The organism is Paracoccus sp. S3-43 (genome assembly GCF_029027965.1).
Taxonomy (GTDB): Bacteria; Pseudomonadota; Alphaproteobacteria; order Rhodobacterales; family Rhodobacteraceae; genus Paracoccus.
This window is the reverse complement of record NZ_CP119082.1, coordinates 2,980,290-2,999,046: the sequence shown is the minus strand read 5'-3', so window position 1 is coordinate 2,999,046 and position 18,757 is coordinate 2,980,290. Positions and strand designations below refer to the sequence as shown.

The 18,757-nt window shown below is 68.9% G+C and carries 23 protein-coding genes; 21 read left to right on the top strand and 2 right to left on the bottom strand.

All coding sequences use genetic code 11. From position 1 onward, the window contains the following. Positions 1-6: 6 nt before the first annotated feature. The 18 genes from PXD02_RS15570 (at position 7) to PXD02_RS15485 (ending at position 15,219) form a co-directional block, all read left to right on the top strand. Complete coding sequence (locus tag PXD02_RS15570; protein ID WP_275104733.1) at positions 7-1,521, top strand: aldehyde dehydrogenase (NADP(+)); 1,515 nt, start codon at positions 7-9, stop codon at positions 1,519-1,521. 59 nt (positions 1,522-1,580) lie between these two features. Further along, complete coding sequence (gene ytfQ, locus PXD02_RS15565) at positions 1,581-2,540, top strand: galactofuranose ABC transporter, galactofuranose-binding protein YtfQ (protein ID WP_275104732.1); 960 nt, start codon at positions 1,581-1,583, stop codon at positions 2,538-2,540. Positions 2,541-2,594: 54 nt separating this feature from the next. Continuing rightward, positions 2,595-4,088, top strand: a complete 1,494-nt coding sequence (locus tag PXD02_RS15560; protein WP_275104731.1) for a sugar ABC transporter ATP-binding protein — start codon at positions 2,595-2,597, stop codon at positions 4,086-4,088. Beyond that, the gene (locus PXD02_RS15555; protein WP_275104730.1) at positions 4,088-5,101 is read left to right on the top strand and encodes an ABC transporter permease; all 1,014 of its coding nucleotides are present in this window, start codon (positions 4,088-4,090) and stop codon (positions 5,099-5,101) included. Before PXD02_RS15560 ends, PXD02_RS15555 begins: the two co-directional genes overlap by 1 nt. Then, on the top strand, positions 5,098-6,072 hold the full coding sequence (gene yjfF / locus PXD02_RS15550) for a galactofuranose ABC transporter, permease protein YjfF (RefSeq protein WP_275104729.1): 975 nt from the start codon (positions 5,098-5,100) through the stop codon (positions 6,070-6,072). Before PXD02_RS15555 ends, yjfF begins: the two co-directional genes overlap by 4 nt. Continuing rightward, complete coding sequence (locus tag PXD02_RS15545; protein ID WP_275104728.1) at positions 6,069-6,908, top strand: SMP-30/gluconolactonase/LRE family protein; 840 nt, start codon at positions 6,069-6,071, stop codon at positions 6,906-6,908. Before yjfF ends, PXD02_RS15545 begins: the two co-directional genes overlap by 4 nt. Further along, on the top strand, positions 6,905-7,873 hold the full coding sequence (locus PXD02_RS15540; RefSeq protein ID WP_275104727.1) for an aldose epimerase family protein: 969 nt from the start codon (positions 6,905-6,907) through the stop codon (positions 7,871-7,873). The genes PXD02_RS15545 and PXD02_RS15540 overlap by 4 nt, the downstream gene beginning before the upstream one ends. Beyond that, positions 7,870-8,748 (top strand): 2-dehydro-3-deoxygalactonokinase, encoded by an 879-nt coding sequence (locus PXD02_RS15535; protein WP_275104725.1) that lies wholly within the window; start codon positions 7,870-7,872, stop codon positions 8,746-8,748. Before PXD02_RS15540 ends, PXD02_RS15535 begins: the two co-directional genes overlap by 4 nt. Further along, positions 8,745-9,374, top strand: coding sequence for a 2-dehydro-3-deoxy-6-phosphogalactonate aldolase (locus PXD02_RS15530; protein ID WP_275104724.1), 630 nt, complete (start codon positions 8,745-8,747; stop codon positions 9,372-9,374). The genes PXD02_RS15535 and PXD02_RS15530 overlap by 4 nt, the downstream gene beginning before the upstream one ends. Before the next feature lie 93 nt (positions 9,375-9,467). Then, positions 9,468-10,049: a hypothetical protein gene (locus PXD02_RS15525; RefSeq protein WP_275104723.1), complete on the top strand. Its 582-nt coding sequence runs from the start codon at positions 9,468-9,470 to the stop codon at positions 10,047-10,049. 135 nt (positions 10,050-10,184) lie between these two features. After that, the gene (locus tag PXD02_RS15520) at positions 10,185-10,799 is read left to right on the top strand and encodes a ribonuclease D (RefSeq protein ID WP_275104722.1); all 615 of its coding nucleotides are present in this window, start codon (positions 10,185-10,187) and stop codon (positions 10,797-10,799) included. A gap of 85 nt (positions 10,800-10,884) precedes the next feature. Beyond that, the gene (locus PXD02_RS15515) at positions 10,885-11,829 is read left to right on the top strand and encodes a KpsF/GutQ family sugar-phosphate isomerase (protein WP_275104721.1); all 945 of its coding nucleotides are present in this window, start codon (positions 10,885-10,887) and stop codon (positions 11,827-11,829) included. Positions 11,830-11,833: 4 nt separating this feature from the next. Beyond that, positions 11,834-12,403 carry a hypothetical protein gene (locus PXD02_RS15510; protein WP_275104720.1) on the top strand — a complete coding sequence of 190 codons (570 nt, stop codon included), beginning with the start codon at positions 11,834-11,836 and terminating at the stop codon, positions 12,401-12,403. A 17-nt stretch (positions 12,404-12,420) separates the two neighbouring features. Continuing rightward, on the top strand, positions 12,421-12,897 hold the full coding sequence (gene lptA, locus PXD02_RS15505; protein ID WP_275104719.1) for a lipopolysaccharide transport periplasmic protein LptA: 477 nt from the start codon (positions 12,421-12,423) through the stop codon (positions 12,895-12,897). Beyond that, positions 12,897-13,646, top strand: a complete 750-nt coding sequence (gene lptB, locus PXD02_RS15500) for an LPS export ABC transporter ATP-binding protein (RefSeq protein ID WP_275104718.1) — start codon at positions 12,897-12,899, stop codon at positions 13,644-13,646. Before lptA ends, lptB begins: the two co-directional genes overlap by 1 nt. 192 nt (positions 13,647-13,838) lie before the next feature. Next, positions 13,839-14,414 (top strand): ribosome hibernation-promoting factor, HPF/YfiA family, encoded by a 576-nt coding sequence (hpf, locus tag PXD02_RS15495; protein WP_275104717.1) that lies wholly within the window; start codon positions 13,839-13,841, stop codon positions 14,412-14,414. 91 nt (positions 14,415-14,505) lie between these two features. Beyond that, entirely contained in the window at positions 14,506-14,967 is a 462-nt protein-coding gene (locus PXD02_RS15490; protein WP_275104716.1) for a PTS sugar transporter subunit IIA, read from the top strand. Positions 14,968-15,030: 63 nt separating this feature from the next. After that, the gene (locus PXD02_RS15485) at positions 15,031-15,219 is read left to right on the top strand and encodes a hypothetical protein (protein ID WP_275104715.1); all 189 of its coding nucleotides are present in this window, start codon (positions 15,031-15,033) and stop codon (positions 15,217-15,219) included. Positions 15,220-15,252: 33 nt separating this feature from the next. On the opposite strand, the gene PXD02_RS16925 is transcribed toward PXD02_RS15485, so the two are convergent. After that, a complete protein-coding gene (locus PXD02_RS16925) occupies positions 15,253-15,570 on the bottom strand; it encodes an FUSC family protein (protein ID WP_473092034.1) in 318 nt (105 codons plus the stop codon). A gap of 97 nt (positions 15,571-15,667) precedes the next feature. Beyond that, positions 15,668-16,537, bottom strand: a complete 870-nt coding sequence (locus PXD02_RS15475; protein WP_275106452.1) for a branched-chain amino acid aminotransferase — start codon at positions 16,535-16,537, stop codon at positions 15,668-15,670. Between the two features lie 154 nt (positions 16,538-16,691). On the opposite strand from PXD02_RS15475, the gene PXD02_RS15470 reads away from it, so the two are divergent. From PXD02_RS15470 to PXD02_RS15460, 3 genes are read left to right on the top strand one after another with little or no spacing between them, the layout of a single operon-like run. Further along, positions 16,692-17,204, top strand: coding sequence for a MarR family winged helix-turn-helix transcriptional regulator (locus tag PXD02_RS15470; RefSeq protein WP_275104713.1), 513 nt, complete (start codon positions 16,692-16,694; stop codon positions 17,202-17,204). Between the two features lie 10 nt (positions 17,205-17,214). Next, positions 17,215-17,919, top strand: a complete 705-nt coding sequence (locus PXD02_RS15465; RefSeq protein WP_275104712.1) for a response regulator — start codon at positions 17,215-17,217, stop codon at positions 17,917-17,919. Beyond that, positions 17,916-18,746 (top strand): uracil-DNA glycosylase, encoded by an 831-nt coding sequence (locus PXD02_RS15460; protein ID WP_275106451.1) that lies wholly within the window; start codon positions 17,916-17,918, stop codon positions 18,744-18,746. Before PXD02_RS15465 ends, PXD02_RS15460 begins: the two co-directional genes overlap by 4 nt. Positions 18,747-18,757: the final 11 nt, after the last annotated feature.

Here is an 18,757-nt window from a genome sequence, read left to right as displayed (position 1 = left end):
CGAGCTATGACCTTCACCCCCCAGGGCAAACATCTGATCGCAGGCGAATGGCTGACCGGAGAGGGGACGTTCCGATCCGCCCCCGCCCATGGCGCGCCCCATGACTTCAGCAGCGGAACCGTCGATCTGGTGAACCGCGCGGCCGAAGCCGCCGAGGAAGCCTTCGCCGATTATGCCGCCACCAGCCGCGACGCCCGCGCCCTGTTCCTCGACGCCATCGCCGACCAGATCGAGGCCCGCGCCGAGGCGATCACCGCCATCGGCACCGCCGAGACCGGCCTGCCCGAGGCGCGGCTGAACGGCGAGCGCGGCCGCACCACCGGCCAGTTGCGGCTGTTCGCCGATCATATCCGCAAGGGCGATTACCTGGACCGCCGCCACGATCCGGCGCTGCCCGACCGCCAGCCCGCCCCGCGCCCCGACCTGCGGCTGATGCAGCGGCCCATCGGCCCGGTGGCGGTCTTCGGCGCCTCGAACTTTCCCTTGGCCTTTTCCACGGCGGGCGGCGACACCGCCGCGGCGCTGGCCGCCGGTTGCCCGGTCGTGGTCAAGGGTCATCCCGCCCATCCTGGCACCGGAGAGATCGTCGCCGAGGCGATCCACGCGGCCATCCAGGCCACCGGAATGCCCGCCGGGGTCTTCAGCTTCATCCACGGCGACAGCCATGCGGTCGGCGCGGCCCTGGTCCAGCATCCGCTGATCAAGGCGGTGGGCTTCACCGGCAGCCTGCGCGGCGGCCGGGCGCTGTTCGACCTCTGCGCCGCCCGGCCCGAGCCGATTCCCTTCTTCGGCGAATTGGGCAGCATCAACCCCGGCTTCGTCTTGTCCCAGGCGCTGGCCGCGCGCGGCGCCAAGATCGCCGAAGGCTGGGCGGGCAGCCTGACCATGGGCGCGGGCCAGTTCTGCACCAATCCCGGCCTGATCGTGATGCCCAAGGGCGTGCTGGCCGATGCCTTCGCCACCGCGGCGGGCGATGCGCTGGCCAGGACCGCCCCCCAGGCGATGCTGACCGACGGCATCGCCGAGGCCTATCGCGCGGGCGCCAGCCGTGCCGCCGGGGTGGCGACGCCGGTCTTCGAAGGCGCCAGCGAAGGCCGCAACGCCCTGCCCGCCCTCTACAAGACCACGGCCGAGGAATTCCTGCGCGACCATACCCTGGCCGAGGAGGTGTTCGGCCCGCTGGGCGTGATCGTCACCGTCACGGGCGCGGACCAGATGCTGGAGGTGGCCCAGGCGCTTGAAGGTCAGTTGACCGCCACGCTGCACCTGGACGACGGCGACATGGATGTGGCGCGCCGCCTGATGCCGGTGCTGGAACGCAAGGCGGGCCGGATCCTGGCGAATGGCTGGCCCACCGGGGTCGAGGTCGCGGATGCCATGGTCCATGGCGGGCCTTACCCCGCGTCCACCAATTTCGGCGCGACCAGCGTGGGGACCATGGCGATCCGCCGTTTCCTGCGCCCGGTCAGCTATCAGAATATCCCCGAGGCGCTGTTGCCCGAGGATCTGCGGGGCGTCTGACGTCCCGCACCATCGCCCGGCATGAGGGCCGGGCGATTTCACGCAACGGGAGGATTACCATGACCATCAAGACCCTGCTGGGGACCGCAGCACTTCTGGCGGTCACCGCCACCGGCGCCCTGGCCGAAGGCGAGACCGTGGGCTTTTCGCAGATCGGTTCCGAATCCGGCTGGCGGGCGGCGGAAACCACGCTGACCCGGCAACAGGCCGAGGAACGCGGCATCCAGCTGCAATTCTCGGACGCGCAGCAGAAGCAGGAAAACCAGATCGCCGCGATCCGGTCCTTTGTCGCGCAGGGCGTGGACGCGATCCTGCTGGCCCCGGTCGTCGCCACCGGCTGGGATTCGGTCTTGCAGGAAGCCAAGGAGGCTGAAATCCCGGTCGTCCTGCTGGACCGGCAGGTGGACAGTTCCGACGACCTGTATCTGACCGCCGTGGGGTCAAACCTGGTCCATGAGGGCGAGGTCGCGGGCGAATGGCTGGTGAAAGAGGTCGGCGACCGCGAATGCCGGATCGTCGAGTTGCAGGGCACCACCGGATCCAGCCCCGCCATCGACCGCAAGACCGGCTTTGAAAACGCCATCAAGGACCATCCGAACCTGACCATCGTGCGCAGCCAGACCGGCGATTTCACCCGCGCTCTGGGCAAGGAGGTGATGGAGAGCTTCATCCAGGCCGAGAACGGCGGCAAGGACATCTGCGCGCTTTACGCCCATAACGACGACATGGCCGTGGGCGCGATCCAGGCCATCAAGGAGGCCGGGCTGAAACCGGGCACGGATATCCTGGTCGTCTCCATCGACGGGGTGCCGGATCTGTTCCAGGCGATGGCGGCGGGCGAGGCGAATGCCACGGTCGAACTGACGCCCAACATGGCGGGGCCAGCCTTCGACGCCCTTGCGGCCTATTGGAAGGACGGCACCACGCCGCCGAAATTCATCCAGACCGAATCGAAGCTGTTCACCCAAGCCGACGATCCGGCGGGCGAATACGAACGCCGCAAGGGTCTGGGCTATTGATCGCCTTGCCGGGCCGCCTGTCGCGGCCCGGCATCCACGATGAAGGGGGCAGTCATGCTGCTGACCATCCGGTCGCTGACCAAGACATTTCCGGGCACGCTCGCGCTGGACGGCGTCGATTTCGACCTGCGCGCGGGCGAGGTCCATGCCCTGCTGGGCGAAAACGGCGCGGGCAAGTCGACGCTGATCAAATGCCTGACCGGCGCCTATCGCCGCGACGGCGGCGCCATGACGCTGGAGGGCGCGCCCATCGACCCGCGATCGACGGTCGAGGCTCAGGATCTGGGCATCGGCACGGTCTATCAAGAGGTCAACCTGCTGCCGAACCTGACTGTGGCGCAGAACCTGATGTTCGGGCGCGAACCGCGCCGATGGGGCCTGATCCAGACCCGCGCGATGCGGGCGCAGGCCCGCGCGATGCTGGCCGAATACGGGCTGTCGCTGGACGTGGACCGCGACCTTGGCGCCTATTCGGTGGCCATCCAGCAGATCGTCGCCATCGCCCGCGCGGTCGCCCTGTCGGGCAAGGTGCTGATTCTGGACGAACCGACCGCCAGCCTTGACGCGGCCGAGGTGCGGATGGTCTTCGACGTGGTGCGCGGCCTTCGCGAACGCGGCCTGGGCATCGTGTTCGTGTCGCATTTCCTGGATCAGGTGTTCGACCTGACCGACCGGGTGACCGTCCTGCGCAACGGCCGCAGGATCGTGACCGAGGACACCGCCAGCCTGAACCGGGTGCGCCTGATCGAACACATGCTGGGGCGGGAACTGGAAGCCGCGACCAGCCATCAGGCCCGGTCGCGCGGTCCCCGCCCGCCGATGCTGGAGTTTCGCGGCATCGGCCGCCGCGGCGCGGTCGAACCCTTCGATCTGGCGGTGGGGCAGGGCGAGGTCGTGGGCCTGGCGGGGCTGCTGGGATCGGGCCGGACGGAAAGCGCCGAACTGCTGTTCGGGCTGAAGAACGCCCATTCCGGCGCGGCGCGCGACCAGACGGGGCCGCTGGATCTGCGCAGCCCGCGTTCGGCCATCGCGGCGGGCTTCGGCTTCGTCCCCGAGGAGCGCAAGACCGACGGCATCGTCGCCGACCTGTCGGTGCGCGAGAACATCATCCTGGGCCTGCAAGCCCGGCGCGGCTGGGCGCGGCCCATCCCGCGCGCCGAGCAGAACCGGCTGGCCGACGACTATATCGCGCGGCTGGACATCCGCACCTCGGGCCGGGAAAAGCGCATCGGCGAACTGTCGGGCGGCAACCAGCAGAAGGTGGTGCTGGCCCGCTGGCTGGCGATGAACCCGCGCTTCCTGATCCTGGACGAACCGACGCGCGGCATCGACGTGGGCGCGCACGCCGAAATCGTCCGGCTGATCCATGAGCTTGTGGAACAGGGCATGTCGCTGCTGGTCATCAGCAGCGAAATCGAAGAGCTGATCGCCGTGTCCGACCGGGTGATCGTGCTGCGCGACCGCCGCCATGTCGCGGAACTGACCGGAGACCAGATCGCGCCGAACCGCATCATGGGCGCCATCGCCGCCACCGAGAGGGCCGCGTGATGCAGATGCTGAAACGCCTTGCCCCGCAACTGATCGCGCTGGCCGCCCTGGTCGCGGTGGTGACGGTCTTTTATCCGGCCTTTCTCAATATCCAGATGAACGACGGGCGGCTGGTCGGGCCGGTGATCGATGTGCTGAAACGCTCTGCCCCCGTTGCGCTTCTGGCGGTGGGCATGACGCTGGTGATCGCCACGCGCGGCATCGACCTGTCGGTGGGCACGATCATGGCGATCTGCGGCGCGGTCGCGGCATCCGCCGTGGCGGCGGGCTGGGGCCTGCCCGCCGGGCTGATCCTCGCCCTGGGCGCGGGCGCAATGGCGGGGCTGTGGAACGGCACGCTTGTCGCGATTGTCGGCATCCAGCCCTTCGTCGCCACGCTGATCCTGATGACCATGGGGCGCGGCATCGCGCAACTGATCACCGAGGGGCGGATCCTCACCTTCACCGATCCCGGTTTCGCATGGATCGGGTCGGGCGCGGTTCTGGGCCTGCCGGTGCCCACCTGGATCTGGATCGCCACCGCCATCGCCACGGCGGTCCTGATGCGCCGCACCTCGCTTGGCCTGCTGGTCGAGGCGATCGGCATCAACCGCCGCGCCAGCGCGCTTGCCGGGGTCAACGCCACGGTGCTGCTGATCGCGGTCTATGTGGCGTCCGGGCTGTGCGCGGCCCTGGCCGGGCTGATCGTCACCGCCGACATTCGCGGCGCGGATGCCAACAATGCCGGGCTGTGGCTGGAGCTTGACGCGATCCTGGCGGTGGTGATCGGCGGCAATTCCCTGCTGGGCGGGCGGTTCTCGATCGCCGCCTCGGTGATCGGCGCGCTGATCATCACCACGATCAGCATCGGCATCCGGCTGATCGGCTTTCCCTCGGAATACAACCTCATCATCAAGGCCGGGCTGGTGCTGGTGATCCTGGTGCTGCAATCGCCGCGCATCAGCGCCGAATGGCGGCTGTGGCGCGACAGCCACCGCGCCGGGCGCGAGGCCGCGCTTCGGAGGCAGGCATGAACACCCGCGCGCTTCCCCTGTATGTGACCATCGGCATCTTCCTGCTGGCCTATGCGGTATTCTGGCTGCAATTCCCGAACATCCTGTCCACCCGAGTCATTGGCAACCTGCTGACCGACAACGCCTATCTGGGCATCGTCGCGGTCGGCATGACGCTGGTGATCCTGTCGGGCGGCATCGACCTGTCGGTGGGATCGGTGATCGCCTTTTCCGGGGTCTTCATCGCCGTGCTGCTGCGCGACACCTCGCTGCACCCGCTGGCGGTCTTCGCGCTGCTGCTGGCGCTGACCACGGCCTTCGGGGCGGGCATGGGCTTTCTGATCGACCGGCTGGCCATGCCCGCCTTCATCGTCACGCTGGCGGGGATGTTCCTGGCGCGCGGCGCGGCCTATATCCTGTCGATCGATTCCGTGCCGATCCAGCATCCGTTCTATGACTGGCTGCAATCGCTCTATTGGCTGATGCCGGGCAAGGGGCGGCTGCGGCTGATCGGCATGGTGATGGTCGCCACCTTCGTCCTGGGCATGATCGTCGCGCACAAGACCCGCTTCGGCGCATCCGTCTATGCCCTGGGCGGGGGCGAGGCCGCGGCGCGGCTGATGGGCGTGCGGCAGGGGCGCACCACGGTGCTGGTCTATGCCTTTTCCGGCGCGATGGCCGGGCTGTCGGGGATCGTCTTCTCGATCTATACCGGGTCGGGCTATTCGCTGGCGACGGTGGGGACGGAACTGACGGCCATCGCCGCCGTGGTGATCGGCGGCACGCTGCTGACCGGGGGGGCGGGCTATATGGTCGGCACCTTCGTCGGCGTCCTGACCATGGGGCTGATCCAGACCTATATCGTCTTCGACGGCAGCCTGTCCTCCTGGTGGACCAAGATCGTCATCGGGATCCTTCTGCTGGCCTTCATCCTGCTGCAAAAGGGCCTGCTGAAACTGTCGCAGATGCGGCTTGCGAAAGGGGTATCATGATCCACGACCACCGCCATTGCGAACTGGGCGAGGGGGCGCTGTGGCATCCCGAGCGCCGGCAGTTCTTCTGGTTCGACATCCTCGGCCACCGGCTGCTGTCGCAGGACGACAGCGGCCCGCTGGAATGGCGGTTCGACCGCATGGCCTCGGCCGCGGGCTGGATCGACCGGGACCGGCTGCTGGTCGCCACCGAGACCGGGCTGGCGGTCCTGTCGCTGGCCGATGGCGCGCTGACGGATGTGGCTGCGGTCGAGGCCGACAACGCCGTCACCCGGTCCAACGATGGCCGTGCCGACCGGCGGGGCGGGTTCTGGTTCGGCACCATGGGCAAGAAGGCGCAGCCGGGCGCGGGCGCGATCTATCGCTATTACCGGGGCGAGGTCCGCAAGCTGGTGGACGGCATCACCATCCCCAACGCGATCTGCTTTTCGCCCGATGGCGCGGGGGCGCATTATGCGGACACGCATCGCGGCATCATCTGGCGGCAGTCGCTGGACGGCGATGGCTGGCCGGTGGGCGAGCCTCGGGTCTATCTGGACCTGACGGTGCAGGGCTGGTCGCCCGATGGCGCGGTGATCGACGCGGATGGCGGGTTCTGCTGCGCGATCTGGGGGCAGGGGGCGGTGATGCGCTTCGATGCGGAGGGCAACCGCACCCATCACCTGCCGGTCGGCGGGCGGCATTCCTCCTGCCCGGCCTTCGGGGGGCCGGATCTGACGCATCTGCTGGTCACGACCGCGCGCCAGGGAATCACCGATCCCGACCCGGCCCAAGGCAAGACCTATCGCCTGGAACCGGGCCTGACCGGCCTGGCCGAACCGGGTGTGATCCTGTGACCTGGACCCTGCCCGACGGACGCCGCGTGGATCGGCTGACGCTGACCGGCGGCGGGCTGACCGCGCAACTGCTGACCCTGGGCGCGACCGTGCAGGACTTGCGGATGGAGGGCGTTGACCATCCGCTGGTGCTGGGCTGTCCCGTCCCGGCGGATTACCTGGGCGACGGCCTCTATCTGGGCGCCATCGTCGGGCGCTTTGCGAATCGTATCGGCGGGGCGTGCTTCACGCTGGACGGGCGGGAATACCGCACCGATCCGAATTTCCGCGGCCGCCACACGCTGCATGGCGGATCGCGCGGGACGAATTGGCACATCTGGACGGTCGCGGACGCGCGAGAGGACCGCGCCACCCTGACGCTGACCCTGCCGGACGGGGAGATGGGCTTTCCCGGCGCCATGGCCATTCGCGCGGACATCGCCTTGGGCGATGGCGCGCTGATCGTCGATCTGTCGGCCACCACGGATGCGCCGACGCCCTGCAACCTGGCGCATCACGGCTATTTCACCCTGGACGACAGCGGCGATGTGCGAAGCCACCGGCTGCGCATTGCGGCGGATCGCTTTCTGCCGGTGGACGGCGATCTGATCCCGCTGCCGGGCACGGCGCCGGTTCAGGGCACGCGTTTCGATTTCCGGCAAGGCCGCGCCATCGCGCCGGGGGAATACGACCATAATTTCTGCCTGTCGGACGGGCCTGTCCCCCCTCGGATCGTCGGGGAACTGACGGGACAGACGGGGCTGCGGATGCGGATCGAGACGGACCAGCCGGGGTTGCAGGTCTATGACGGCGCGCATTTCGACGGGTTGCCGGGACTTGACGGGCGGCGCTATGGCCGCTTTGCCGGGGTGGCGCTGGAGACGCAGGGCTGGCCCGATGCGCCGAACCGCCCCGATTTCCCAGACGCGATCCTGCGGCCCGGCCAGACCTATCGCCACCACACGGCCTACAGGTTCAGCCGATGACCGCGCTGATCGGCATCGACTGGGGCACGACCTCGTTCCGCGCCTGGCGCATGGGCGCGGCGGGCGAGGTGCTGGAAACCGCCAGCGACGGCCCCGGCATCCTGGCCGCAAGCGCCGTGCCCGGAGGGTTCCGCCAGGCCCTGCAAGACCGGATCGGCGGCTGGCTGGACGGCGCGCCGGTGATCGCCTCGGGCATGATCACCAGCCGCAACGGCTGGGTCGAGACGCCTTACCTGCCGCTGCCGCTGGACGCCGCCGCGCTGGCGGACAGCCTGACGCTGCATGACGGCATCCATTTCGTGACCGGCGCGGTCAGCGATCCCGACGGCCCCGCGCCCGACGTGATGCGCGGCGAAGAGACCGAGATCATCGGCCATCTGGCGGGCGGGGGCGCGGACGGGCTGTTCGTCCTGCCCGGCACCCACAGCAAATGGGCGCGGGCCGAGGGCGGGCGGATCGCCGCCTTCCGCACGGTCATGACCGGCGAAGTCTTTGCCGCCCTGCGGGACCATTCGATCCTGGGCCGGTTGATCCAGCCGGGGCCGGGCCGCGAGGACGCCTTCCGCCGTGGGGTCGAGGCCGGGCGGCGGGACGGGGCGCTGCTGGGGCGCATCTTCAGCGCCCGGACACTGGCGCTGATGGACCGGCTGGCGCCGGACCATATCGCGGACTATCTGTCCGGCCTGCTGATCGGGGACGAGGTCGCCCAGGGCGCGCGGGACGCAAGCGGCCCCGTCACGATCATCGGGCGCGGCGATCTGGCGGCGCGCTATCGCATGGCCCTCGACATGATGGGCATCGCCGCCGTTATCGCGCCGCCGGGCATGGCGCGGCGGGGGCTTTGGGAAATCGCCCGGATCAAGGGGCTTTCATGACCGATTTCGACACCGCCTTCGCCGCCAATCCGCTGATCGCGATCCTGCGCGGGCTGCGCCCGGACGAGGCCGCCGCGACCGCCGCCGCGCTGACCGGCGCGGGCTTCACGATCCTGGAGGTGCCGCTGAATTCGCCCGACCCGCTGGACAGCATCGCCCGGATGGCCGCCGCCGCCCCCGGTACGATCGTCGGCGCGGGCACGGTGCTGCGGCCCGAACAGGTCGTCGCGGTGTCCGATGCCGGGGGCCGGATCATCATCGCCCCGAACTTCGACCCCCGCGTCGCCTCCGAGGCCGGGCGGCTGGGCCTCGCCTATTGCCCCGGCGTCGGCACCGTCAGCGAGGCCTTCGCCGCGCTGGAGGCCGGGGCCGCCGCCCTGAAGCTGTTCCCGGCCGAGATGATCCCCCCCGCCGCCGTCAAGGCGATGCGCGCCGTTTTGCCGCGCGATGCCCGGCTGCTGCCCGTGGGCGGCATCGACCCGACGGCGATGGCGGGCTATCGCAAGGCGGGCGCGGACGGCTTCGGGCTGGGATCGGCGCTGTATCGGCCCGGCCAGGACGCGTCCGTCACCGGCGACCGGGCCCGCGACTTCATGGCGGCCTGGCAGGCCCTGCCCATGACATAAGTTAAGCCGTCCGGCCCTGGGGGAACATTGCCGAAAGGGGCGCGTTTTGGCCGATGCGCCGGTGGGAGGCGTATCACATTCCGGGAGGATCAGATGAAAGCCACATTCACTTGGGTGGCCAGCGGCGCATTCCTGGCGTTGACGGCGGTTTCCGCGCAGGCCGACTGTGCCGCCGAACTGGCGCGCCTGACCGAGGGCGGCACGGCGACCGAAGGGATCTCGAAGGACGGATCGCTTGCGCCGCTGGAAGGGGCGTCGGAGGCGGCGGACGCGGATGCCGCCGCCACCGAGGCCGTCGATACGGCGGAGGCCGCGGGCATGAACAGCGCGGCGCCGACGGACGGCGCTTCGGCTGAGGGGGCCTCGACTGACGGGGTGTCGGCTGAGGGGACGGCATCCCCCGATACCGCTGCGGCCGAGGGCGGAGAGGGGATCGCCAAGGACGGGACGCATGTGCCCTTGGAGGGCGCGTCGGGTCAGCAGGCGGGGGTCGCCATGTCGGGCGCCGATGCCCAGGCCCAGCAGGAGGGCCAGCCCACCGCCGCCGAACAGGCCGACGGCGGCGCCATGGACCATTCCGGTCGCGACGCCCATCTCCAGGCCGCGCGCGACGCGCTGGCCGCCGGGAACGAGGATGCCTGCATGGAAGCCGTGAAGGCCGCCCAGTCGTCCTGAAGCCTGCTTGGCCGGGGGGCCTGCGTCCCCGGCCGCCTGCCGCGTCGCCGCCGGGTCATGCGAAAAGACTGGAATGCCGCGCCGCTTTCTGATGAGAGAGGCGCCATCACAGCCTGGCCCCGGATGGACGACGCGATGAGCATACATCTTTACCCCAACGACCTGCCCGACGACCTGATCCTTGGCCCGGTCGTCGCCATCGACACGGAAACGATGGGGCTGGATCCCCGGCGCGACCGGCTGTGCCTGGTGCAGCTGTCGTCGGGCGATGGCGATGCGCATCTGGTCCAGATCGAACGCGGCCAGACCGAGGCGCCGAACCTGTGCCGGATGCTGACCGATCCCAAGGTAATGAAGCTGTTCCATTTCGGCCGCTTTGACATCGCCGCGCTGGAAAACGCCTTCGGCGTGGTGACGGCGCCGGTCTGGTGCACCAAGATCGCCTCCAAGCTGGTGCGCACCTATACCGACCGGCACGGGCTGAAATACCTGCTGAACGAACTGGTCGGCGTGGACGTGTCCAAGCAGCAGCAGACCAGCGACTGGGGCGCCCCCGACCTGACCGACGCGCAGCTGGAATATGCGGCATCGGACGTTCTGCACCTGCACAAGCTGAAAGAGTCGCTGGAGGACCGGCTGCGGCGCGAGAACCGCATGGGGCTGGCCCAGGCCTGCTTCGATTTCCTGCCCGCCCGCGCCCATCTGGACTTGCTGGGCTGGGGGGATGAAAACGACATCTTCCGGCATTAGGTGAGGCAAGCCGGGGGCGCCAAGCCGGGGGCGCTTCGCCCCCCGGACCCCCCGAGGATATTCAGGTGAAGAAGAAGGCTGCGGTTTGAGCGATTATCTGGAAACGGCGCGGCGCGTCATCCTGACCGAGGCGCGGGGGCTGGCCCTTCTGGCCGAGGGGCTGAACGGCGATTTCGCCCGCGCGGTGGATCTGATCCTGGGGGCGCGGGGGCGGGTGATCGTGTCGGGCATGGGCAAGTCGGGCCATGTCGGGCGCAAGATCGCGGCCACCTTCGCCTCGACCGGGACGCCCGCGCAGTTTGTCCACCCGGCCGAGGCCAGCCATGGCGACCTGGGCATGGTCACAGAGGCCGACGTGGCCCTGGTCCTGTCCAACAGCGGCGAGACGCCGGAACTGGCCGACCTGATCGCGCATACAAGGCGGTTCGGGATTCCGCTGATCGGCGTCGCCTCGCGGCCCGAATCGACGCTGCTGCGCCAGGCGGACGTGGCGCTTGTCCTGCCCGCCGCGCCGGAAGCCTGCGGCAGCGGCATCGTGCCCACCACCTCGACCACCATGACGCTGGCGCTTGGCGATGCCCTGGCCGTCGCGCTGATGGAACACCGGCAGTTCACGCCCGAGCATTTCCGCACCTTCCATCCCGGCGGCAAGCTGGGGGCAAAGCTGGCCAAGGTGGGCGACCTGATGCACCGCGACATGCCGCTGGTGCCCGAGGATGCGCCGATGACGGATGCGCTGCTGGTCATCAGCCAGAAGGGTTTTGGCGTGACGGGCGTGACCGACCGGGCCGGGCATCTGGTGGGCATCATCACCGACGGCGACCTGCGGCGGCACATGCAGGGCCTGCTGGATCGCCGCGCGGCCGAGGTGATGACCCCCGGACCCCGCGTGATCGCGCCCGACGCCCTGGCCGAAGCCGCGCTGGCGCAGATGCAGGAGCGCAAGATCACCTGCCTGTTCGCCGTGGCCGAGGGGATGCCGCAGGGCATCCTGCATATCCACGACTGCCTGCGGGCCGGGATCGTCTAGGGCGATGAACCGCACCCGGATCGTCCGCTGGCTGCGTGTCCTGCTGCCCCTGGCGGCGCTGGCGATGCTGTCGGTGCTGTTCCTGTTCTCTCGCACCGGCGACGGGGAATCGCAGATCCCCTATGCCGATGTCGACGCCCAGTCGATGGCCCGCGACCCGCGCCTGGTGGCCCCCGAATATGCGGGCGTGACGGCGGACGGGGCGCAACTGGTCCTGCGCGCGACCGAGGCCGCGCCTGCCGGGGGCGGCGGCAAGGCCCGCGACCTGCACCTGGACTGGCAGCGCCCCGACGGGCTGCGGGCTGACCTGACCGCGCCCCAGGCGGGTCTGGACGGCGGCGCGATCCGCCTGGGCGGGGGGGTCAGGATGACCACATCCTCGGGCTGGACGGTCGATGCGCTCAGCGTCGAGGCCGCGACCGACCGGTCCCGGATCGCCGCCCAGGACGGCGTGCAGGCCCAGGCGCCCTTCGGCAGCCTGTCGGCCCGGCGGATGGAGCTTGCGCCGGACGCCGCGGGGCGCGCTTCGATCTTGAATTTCTCGGGCGATGTCCGTCTGATATACCAGCCCTGACCCAAAGGACCGAACCGATGCTTCGCCCCCTGCTGACAGCCCTGATCCTTGCCGCAACCCCGGCTGTCGCGCAGAACGTCGCCTTCGGGGGGATGCGCGCCGACGTCAAGGCCCCGGTCGAGGTGGCGGCGGACACCCTGTCCGTGAACCAGGCCGACGGCAGCGCGGTCTTTACCGGCAACGTGGTGATCGGCCAGGGCGAGATGCGGCTGTCCGCCGACAGCGTGACGGTGATCTATGCCGAGGGCGGGCAAGACCGCATCCGGTCGCTGGACGCCAAAGGCAACGTGACGCTGGTGTCGGGCCAGGACGCGGCCGAAGCGCAGGCCGCGACCTATGATGTGGAATCGGGCAATGTCACGCTGACCGGCGACGTGGTGCTGACGCAGGGGCAGAACGTGCTGACCGGCGAGACGATGCAGGTGAACCTGGAATCGGGCACCGCACAGGTCCAGGGCCGGGTGCGGTCGGTCCTGCAACCGGGCGGCAACTGATGCGGGGCGCGGCGGCGCGTTCGGGCGACGGGCTGCGGGTCCGGGGGCTGCGCAAGTCCTATCGCAACCGCCCGGTGATCCGCGACGTGTCGGTCGATCTGGCGCGCGGCGAGGTCGTGGCCCTGCTGGGTCCGAACGGGTCGGGCAAGACCACCTGCTTTTACTGCATCGCCGGGCTTGTGCCGCCCGATGCCGGGCAGGTGCTGATCGACGGGCAGGACGCCACGCGCCTGCCGATGTTCCGGCGCGCGCGGATCGGCATCGGCTATCTGCCGCAGGAAATGTCGATCTTTCGCGGCTTGACGGTCGAGCAGAACATCATGGCCGTGCTGGAGGTCGTCCACGAGGATCCCCGCCACCGCCGCGACCGGCTTGAGGAGTTGCTGGGCGATTTCTCGATCGAGCATCTGCGCGCCGCCCCCGCCCTGGCCCTGTCGGGGGGCGAACGCCGCCGGGCCGAGATCGCGCGCTGCCTGGCCTCGGATCCCAGCTTCCTGCTGCTGGACGAACCCTTCGCGGGCGTCGATCCCATTGCCGTGGGCGAGATTCGCGGGTTGGTCCACGACCTGAAATCGCGCGGCATCGGCGTGCTGATCACCGACCACAACGTGCGCGAGACGCTGGGCATCGTCGACCGGGCCTATATCCTGCATGACGGCATCGTGCTGATGTCGGGCAGCACCGACCAGATCGTCGCCGATCCCAAGGTGCGCGAGGTCTATCTGGGCGAAGGCTTCCGCATGGCCTGATGGTCGTGGGTTGGCGGCGCGCGAAATCGCCTGACACGGATCTGCGCCCCGTTGACAGAACCGGTTTGCTGTCACCAAATTGATTCACGGGGGCGCGGACCAAGACCGCACCTCGCCAACCCCGTTTCCGCCGCGCGCCGGCTGCTTTGAACGGGCCGGCGCATGGAAGACGGGCAACCGAGAGGAAAGACGATGCGCTATACCATCAGCGGAAAACAGATCGATATCGGCGATGCGCTTTCGACGCATGTGAAGACGCAAGTGGGCGAAACGGTCGGCAAATATTCGCAGCGCCCCACGGATGCGACGGTCACCTTTTCCAAGGATGCCCATCAGTTCCTGTGCGACGCCGTGGTGCATCTGTCCACCGGACTGAACGTGACCGCCCGCGGCGCCGCGACCGAGATCTATGCCGCCTTCGAGGCCTGCCGCGAAAAGATGGACAAGCAGCTTCGCCGTTACAAGCGCCGCCTGAAGGATCACCACAAGGACAGGTCCGAACCGGTTGAATTCGGCCAGGCAGGCATGTATGTGCTGGCCGCCGACGAGGATGAATGGGAAGCGCAGGACAGCGGCCTGCAACCGATCATCATCGCCGAGATGGAAACCCGCGTGCCCACATTGTCGGTGGGCGATGCGGTGATGCAGATGGAACTGTCGGGCACCCCGCTTCTGGTGTTCCGCAATGAAAAGCACGGGGGCGTCAATGTGGTCCACCGCCGCGACGACGGCAATGTGGGCTGGATCGACCCGCGCGGCAATGGCTGAGGCCGCCGCGCGGAACGCCTGACAAACGAGAGTTGACGCGCCCCCGGCATTCTGCGCGGGGGCGCTTGAGCCTTTGGGAAAGACGCCAGCCATGCAGTTGACCGAAATCCTCAAGCCCGGAGCCGTGCGGTCCCTGGGGCAGGTAACGTCCAAAAAGCGCCTGTTTCAGGAGCTTGCGGATCTGGCCCATGCCGAATACGGCCTGAACGCGACCGAGGTTCTGGACGCGTTGCAGGAACGCGAAAGCCTGGGGCCGACCGGCGTCGGCCAAGGCGTGGCCTTGCCCCATGCGCGGCTGCATGGGCTGCACACGGTGGTGGGCCTGTTCGTGCGGCTGGAAAAGCCCCTCGATTTCGACGCGGTGGACCGCCAGCCCGTCGATCTGGTCTTCGGCCTGCTGGCGCCGGAATCCAGCGGCGTCGATCACCTCAAGGCCCTGGCGCTTGTGTCCCGCACCCTGCGCGACACCGACCTGCGCGCCAAGCTGCGCGCCAATGACGACCCGGTGGCGCTGCACGCGGTTCTGGCCGCCCAGGGCGTCAAGGCCGCCTGAGGGTTTGATCCGGGGCGATTCGGTCCTATAGTGACGCTCTCTCTGCCCCAGAGGAGGCCGGATATGAGCAAGCATATTATCGACCAACCCCGAGAGAACAGCGGCGCGCGCCTGCGCGAATTCGCCCGATACGAACGCGAATCGGGCACCCATCCCGCCATCGAAATCCTGCATACCCGTCCGCAGATGCGGGCCGAGGACAACCGCCAGGCGGCCGAATTCCTGCGCATCGAACGCGAACAGATGCGATGACCGCGATGGGCCGCCCTTCGGGGCGGCCTTTTCCTAATGCGCGGCGGGGATGGTGCGCCGGGCAGCATGAAGGTCAGGATCGGCACCGGGCTGCGGGCCGCGCCGATGATGATGCTGAAGATGCGCAGCGTCATCCCCGCCGCGATTCCCGCGGGGCAGAAAGGCTCGCTGCAACAGATCCTCTCGATGCGGCTGGGCCACGACCCAGATCGGCATCGCCGCCCAGAACGGATTTTGCAGCCCAAGCGCCACGGCCAGCGTCAGGGCGGCGGCTGCCGCAGCGAAAAGCTGCAAGAGATCCAGGATGCCTGGGGGTTCATCTGATCGCCCGGTTGTCGTCCGCCGCTTCATGCACCCTTGCCGCGGACGAGGCAAGAAAGCGAAGGGCCGCCCCTGCGGACGGCCCGGATCCGAGGGATGCGCTTGCACGCACCCTGCGCGCGGGCTGTTACGCCCTGACCAGCTTTTCGTAATCCTCGCTGATCTTCCGCGTGGTCTGCCCGACCTGGAAATGCCAGTCGCCGATCTGGCCGACCGGGGTCACCTCGGCGGCGGTCCCGGTCAGGAAGCATTCCTGGAAATCCTCCAGCTCCTCGGGGCGGATGCGGCGTTCGTGGACCACGGTGCCGTTGTCCTTCAGCATCTGGATGATGGTCTGGCGGGTGATGCCGTTCAGGAAGCGGTCGGCCTGGGGGGTATGGACCTCACCGTCCTTGATGAAAAAGATATTGGCGCCGGTCGCCTCGGCGACATAGCCTTCCCAGTCCATGAACAGCGCGTCGGAACAGCCCTTGGCCTCGGCCGCGTGCTTCGACATCGTGCAGATCATGTAAAGACCGGCGGCCTTGGCGGCGGTCGGGATGGTTTCCGGCGACGGGCGCTTCCATTTCGCCACGTCCAGCTTCGCGCCCTGCCATTTCGCGTCGCCGTAATAGCTGCCCCATTCCCAGCAGGCCACGGCCATGCGGACCTTGTTGCGCGCCGCCGACACGCCCATGTCGGGGCCCGAACCGCGCCACATCACCGCGCGGACATAGGCGTTGGTGAAGCCGTTGGCCTTCAGCACGGATTCCTTCGCGGCGTCGATCTCCTCGGCGGAGTAGGGCGACTGCATGTCCAGCAGGCGGGCCGATTCGATCAGCCGCAGCGAATGGTCGTGGCCCTTGAAGATCGTGCCGTCATAGCACCGCTCGCCCTCGAAGACCGAGCTTGCGTAATGCAGCGCGTGGGTCAGGATATGCACCTTCGCGTCGCGCCAGTCGACCAGTTCGCCATCCATCCAGATCTTGCCGTCGCGATCGTCATAGGCCGCCGTCATCATTCTCTCCAATCCCGCCGGGCTTTTCAATTCTTGCGCGGGTCCGCCCGGAACCGGCCCTTTTGTTGCGCGAAGCCCTTGACGCCTAGCAATCGAATCGTGGAAAGTCAACAACACTGCCCTATCACCGGGGCAACCGGGAAAAGGAGTGGCGATGGCCGAGACGATGCGCGTTCATACCCTGATGGGCGAGGATCTGCTGTTCCTGACCGACGACAAGCTGCGTCGCGGGATCGAGGCGATGTTCTTCGCCTATCGCGCCTTCACCGCCGACCCGGACCTGATACTGGCAGGGCTGGATTACGGCCGCGCCCATCACCGGGCGCTGCATTTCATCCATCGCGATCCGGGGCTGACGGTGACATCGCTGCTGGACGTGCTGGGCGTGACCAAGCAGTCGCTGAACCGCGTGCTGCGCGCGCTGATCGACGACGGGCTGGTGGAAAGCCGCATCGGCCGCCGTGACCGGCGCGAACGGCTGCTGTTCCTGACCGACAAGGGCGCGGCCCTGGAACGCCGCCTGTCCGAGGCGCAGCGGGCGCGGATGCGCCAGGCCTATCGCGCGGCCGGGCCGCAGGCGGTGGCGGGCTTTCGTCAGGTGCTGGAGGCGATGATGGACCCCGAGACGCGGGCGCAGTATCAGTCGATGAAGGATCTGCCCGAATAAGGCCCGCGACATGAGCCAGTCTGACGCCCATCTGCTGATCGTCGACGACGACGAACGCATCCGTGCGCTGCTGGGCCGGTTCCTGCGCAAAAGCGGCTTTCTGGTCACGCTGGCCCGCGACGCCGCCCAGGCCCGCCGGTTGCTGGCCGGGCTGGACTTCGACCTGATCGTGATGGACGTGATGATGCCGGGCGAAGACGGCTTTGCCCTGACCCGGTCCTTGCGCGAAAGGCTGACCACGCCGATCCTGCTGCTGACCGCCCGCGGCGAGACCGAGGACCGCATCACCGGGCTTGAGGTCGGCGCGGACGATTACCTGCCCAAGCCCTTCGAGCCGCGCGAACTGCTGCTGCGTATCAACGCGATCCTGCGCCGCATTCCCGCCCCCGAGGTTCACCAGCCCAAGTTCCTGACCCTGGGGGCGCTGCGCTATGACATCGACAAGGGCGAATTGTGGCAGGGCGAAAGCCATCTGCGCCTGACCGGCACCGAACAGGCGCTGCTGCGCCGCCTGGCCGCCAGCCGGGGCGAACCGGTCAGCCGCGCCGACCTGATCGACGATCTGGGCCGGGGCGGCGGGGACGAGGGCGACAATTCCGAACGCGCCATCGACGTGCAGATCACCCGGCTGCGGCGCAAGATCGAACCCGATCCCAGGGAACCGCGATTCCTGCAAACCGTGCGCGGCACGGGTTACATGCTGGTGGTGGACTGACGGTGGACCGGCCGACCTATCACGGGATCGAACTTGATGCCGCCACGGCGCTGGCGCTGCTGGAATGGCAGGCCGAGATGGGCGTGGACGAACCCATGCTGGACGCCCCGGTGGACCGCTTCGACCTGGCGGCCCCCCCCGCGCCGCCGCAGATCCCGCTGGCCCCCCCGGCGGCCCCCGCCCTGTCGCTGACCCCCGTCGATGACGGCCTGCCCGCCCGCCTGGCCCAGGCCGAGGCCCTGGCGGCGTCGGCGGCCACGCTGGACGCCCTGGCCGCCGCGCAGGAAGGTTTCGACGGGATCGAGTTGAAGAAAGGCGCGCGGAACTTCTGTTTCGCCGACGGCAATCCCAAGGCCCGCGTCCTGATCCTGGGCGAGGCGCCGGGCGACGAGGAGGACCGCCAGGGCCGCCCCTTCGTCGGCCGCGCGGGGCAGTTGCTGGACCGGATGTTCGACGCCATCGGCCTGTCGCGCCGGGCGGTGGATGCGGAAAAGGCGCTCTACATCACCAATGTCCTGACCTGGCGTCCCCCCGGCAACCGCGACCCCCGCCCCGACGAGATCGCCGTCAGCCTGCCCTTCGTCCGCCGCCATATCGACCTGGTGGCCCCCGACCTGATCGTGCTGATGGGCAATATCGCCTGCGACGCGGCCATCGGGCGGCGCGGCATCCTGCGGCTGCGCGGGAACTGGGTGCAGGCCTATGGCCGCCCGGCGCTGCCGATGACCCATCCCGCCTATCTGCTGCGCAACCCCCCGGCCAAGCGGGAAGCCTGGGCCGATCTGCTGTCGCTGGCCGCGCGGCTGGAGGGGGCGGACAGACCCTGACGGCCGCCGGG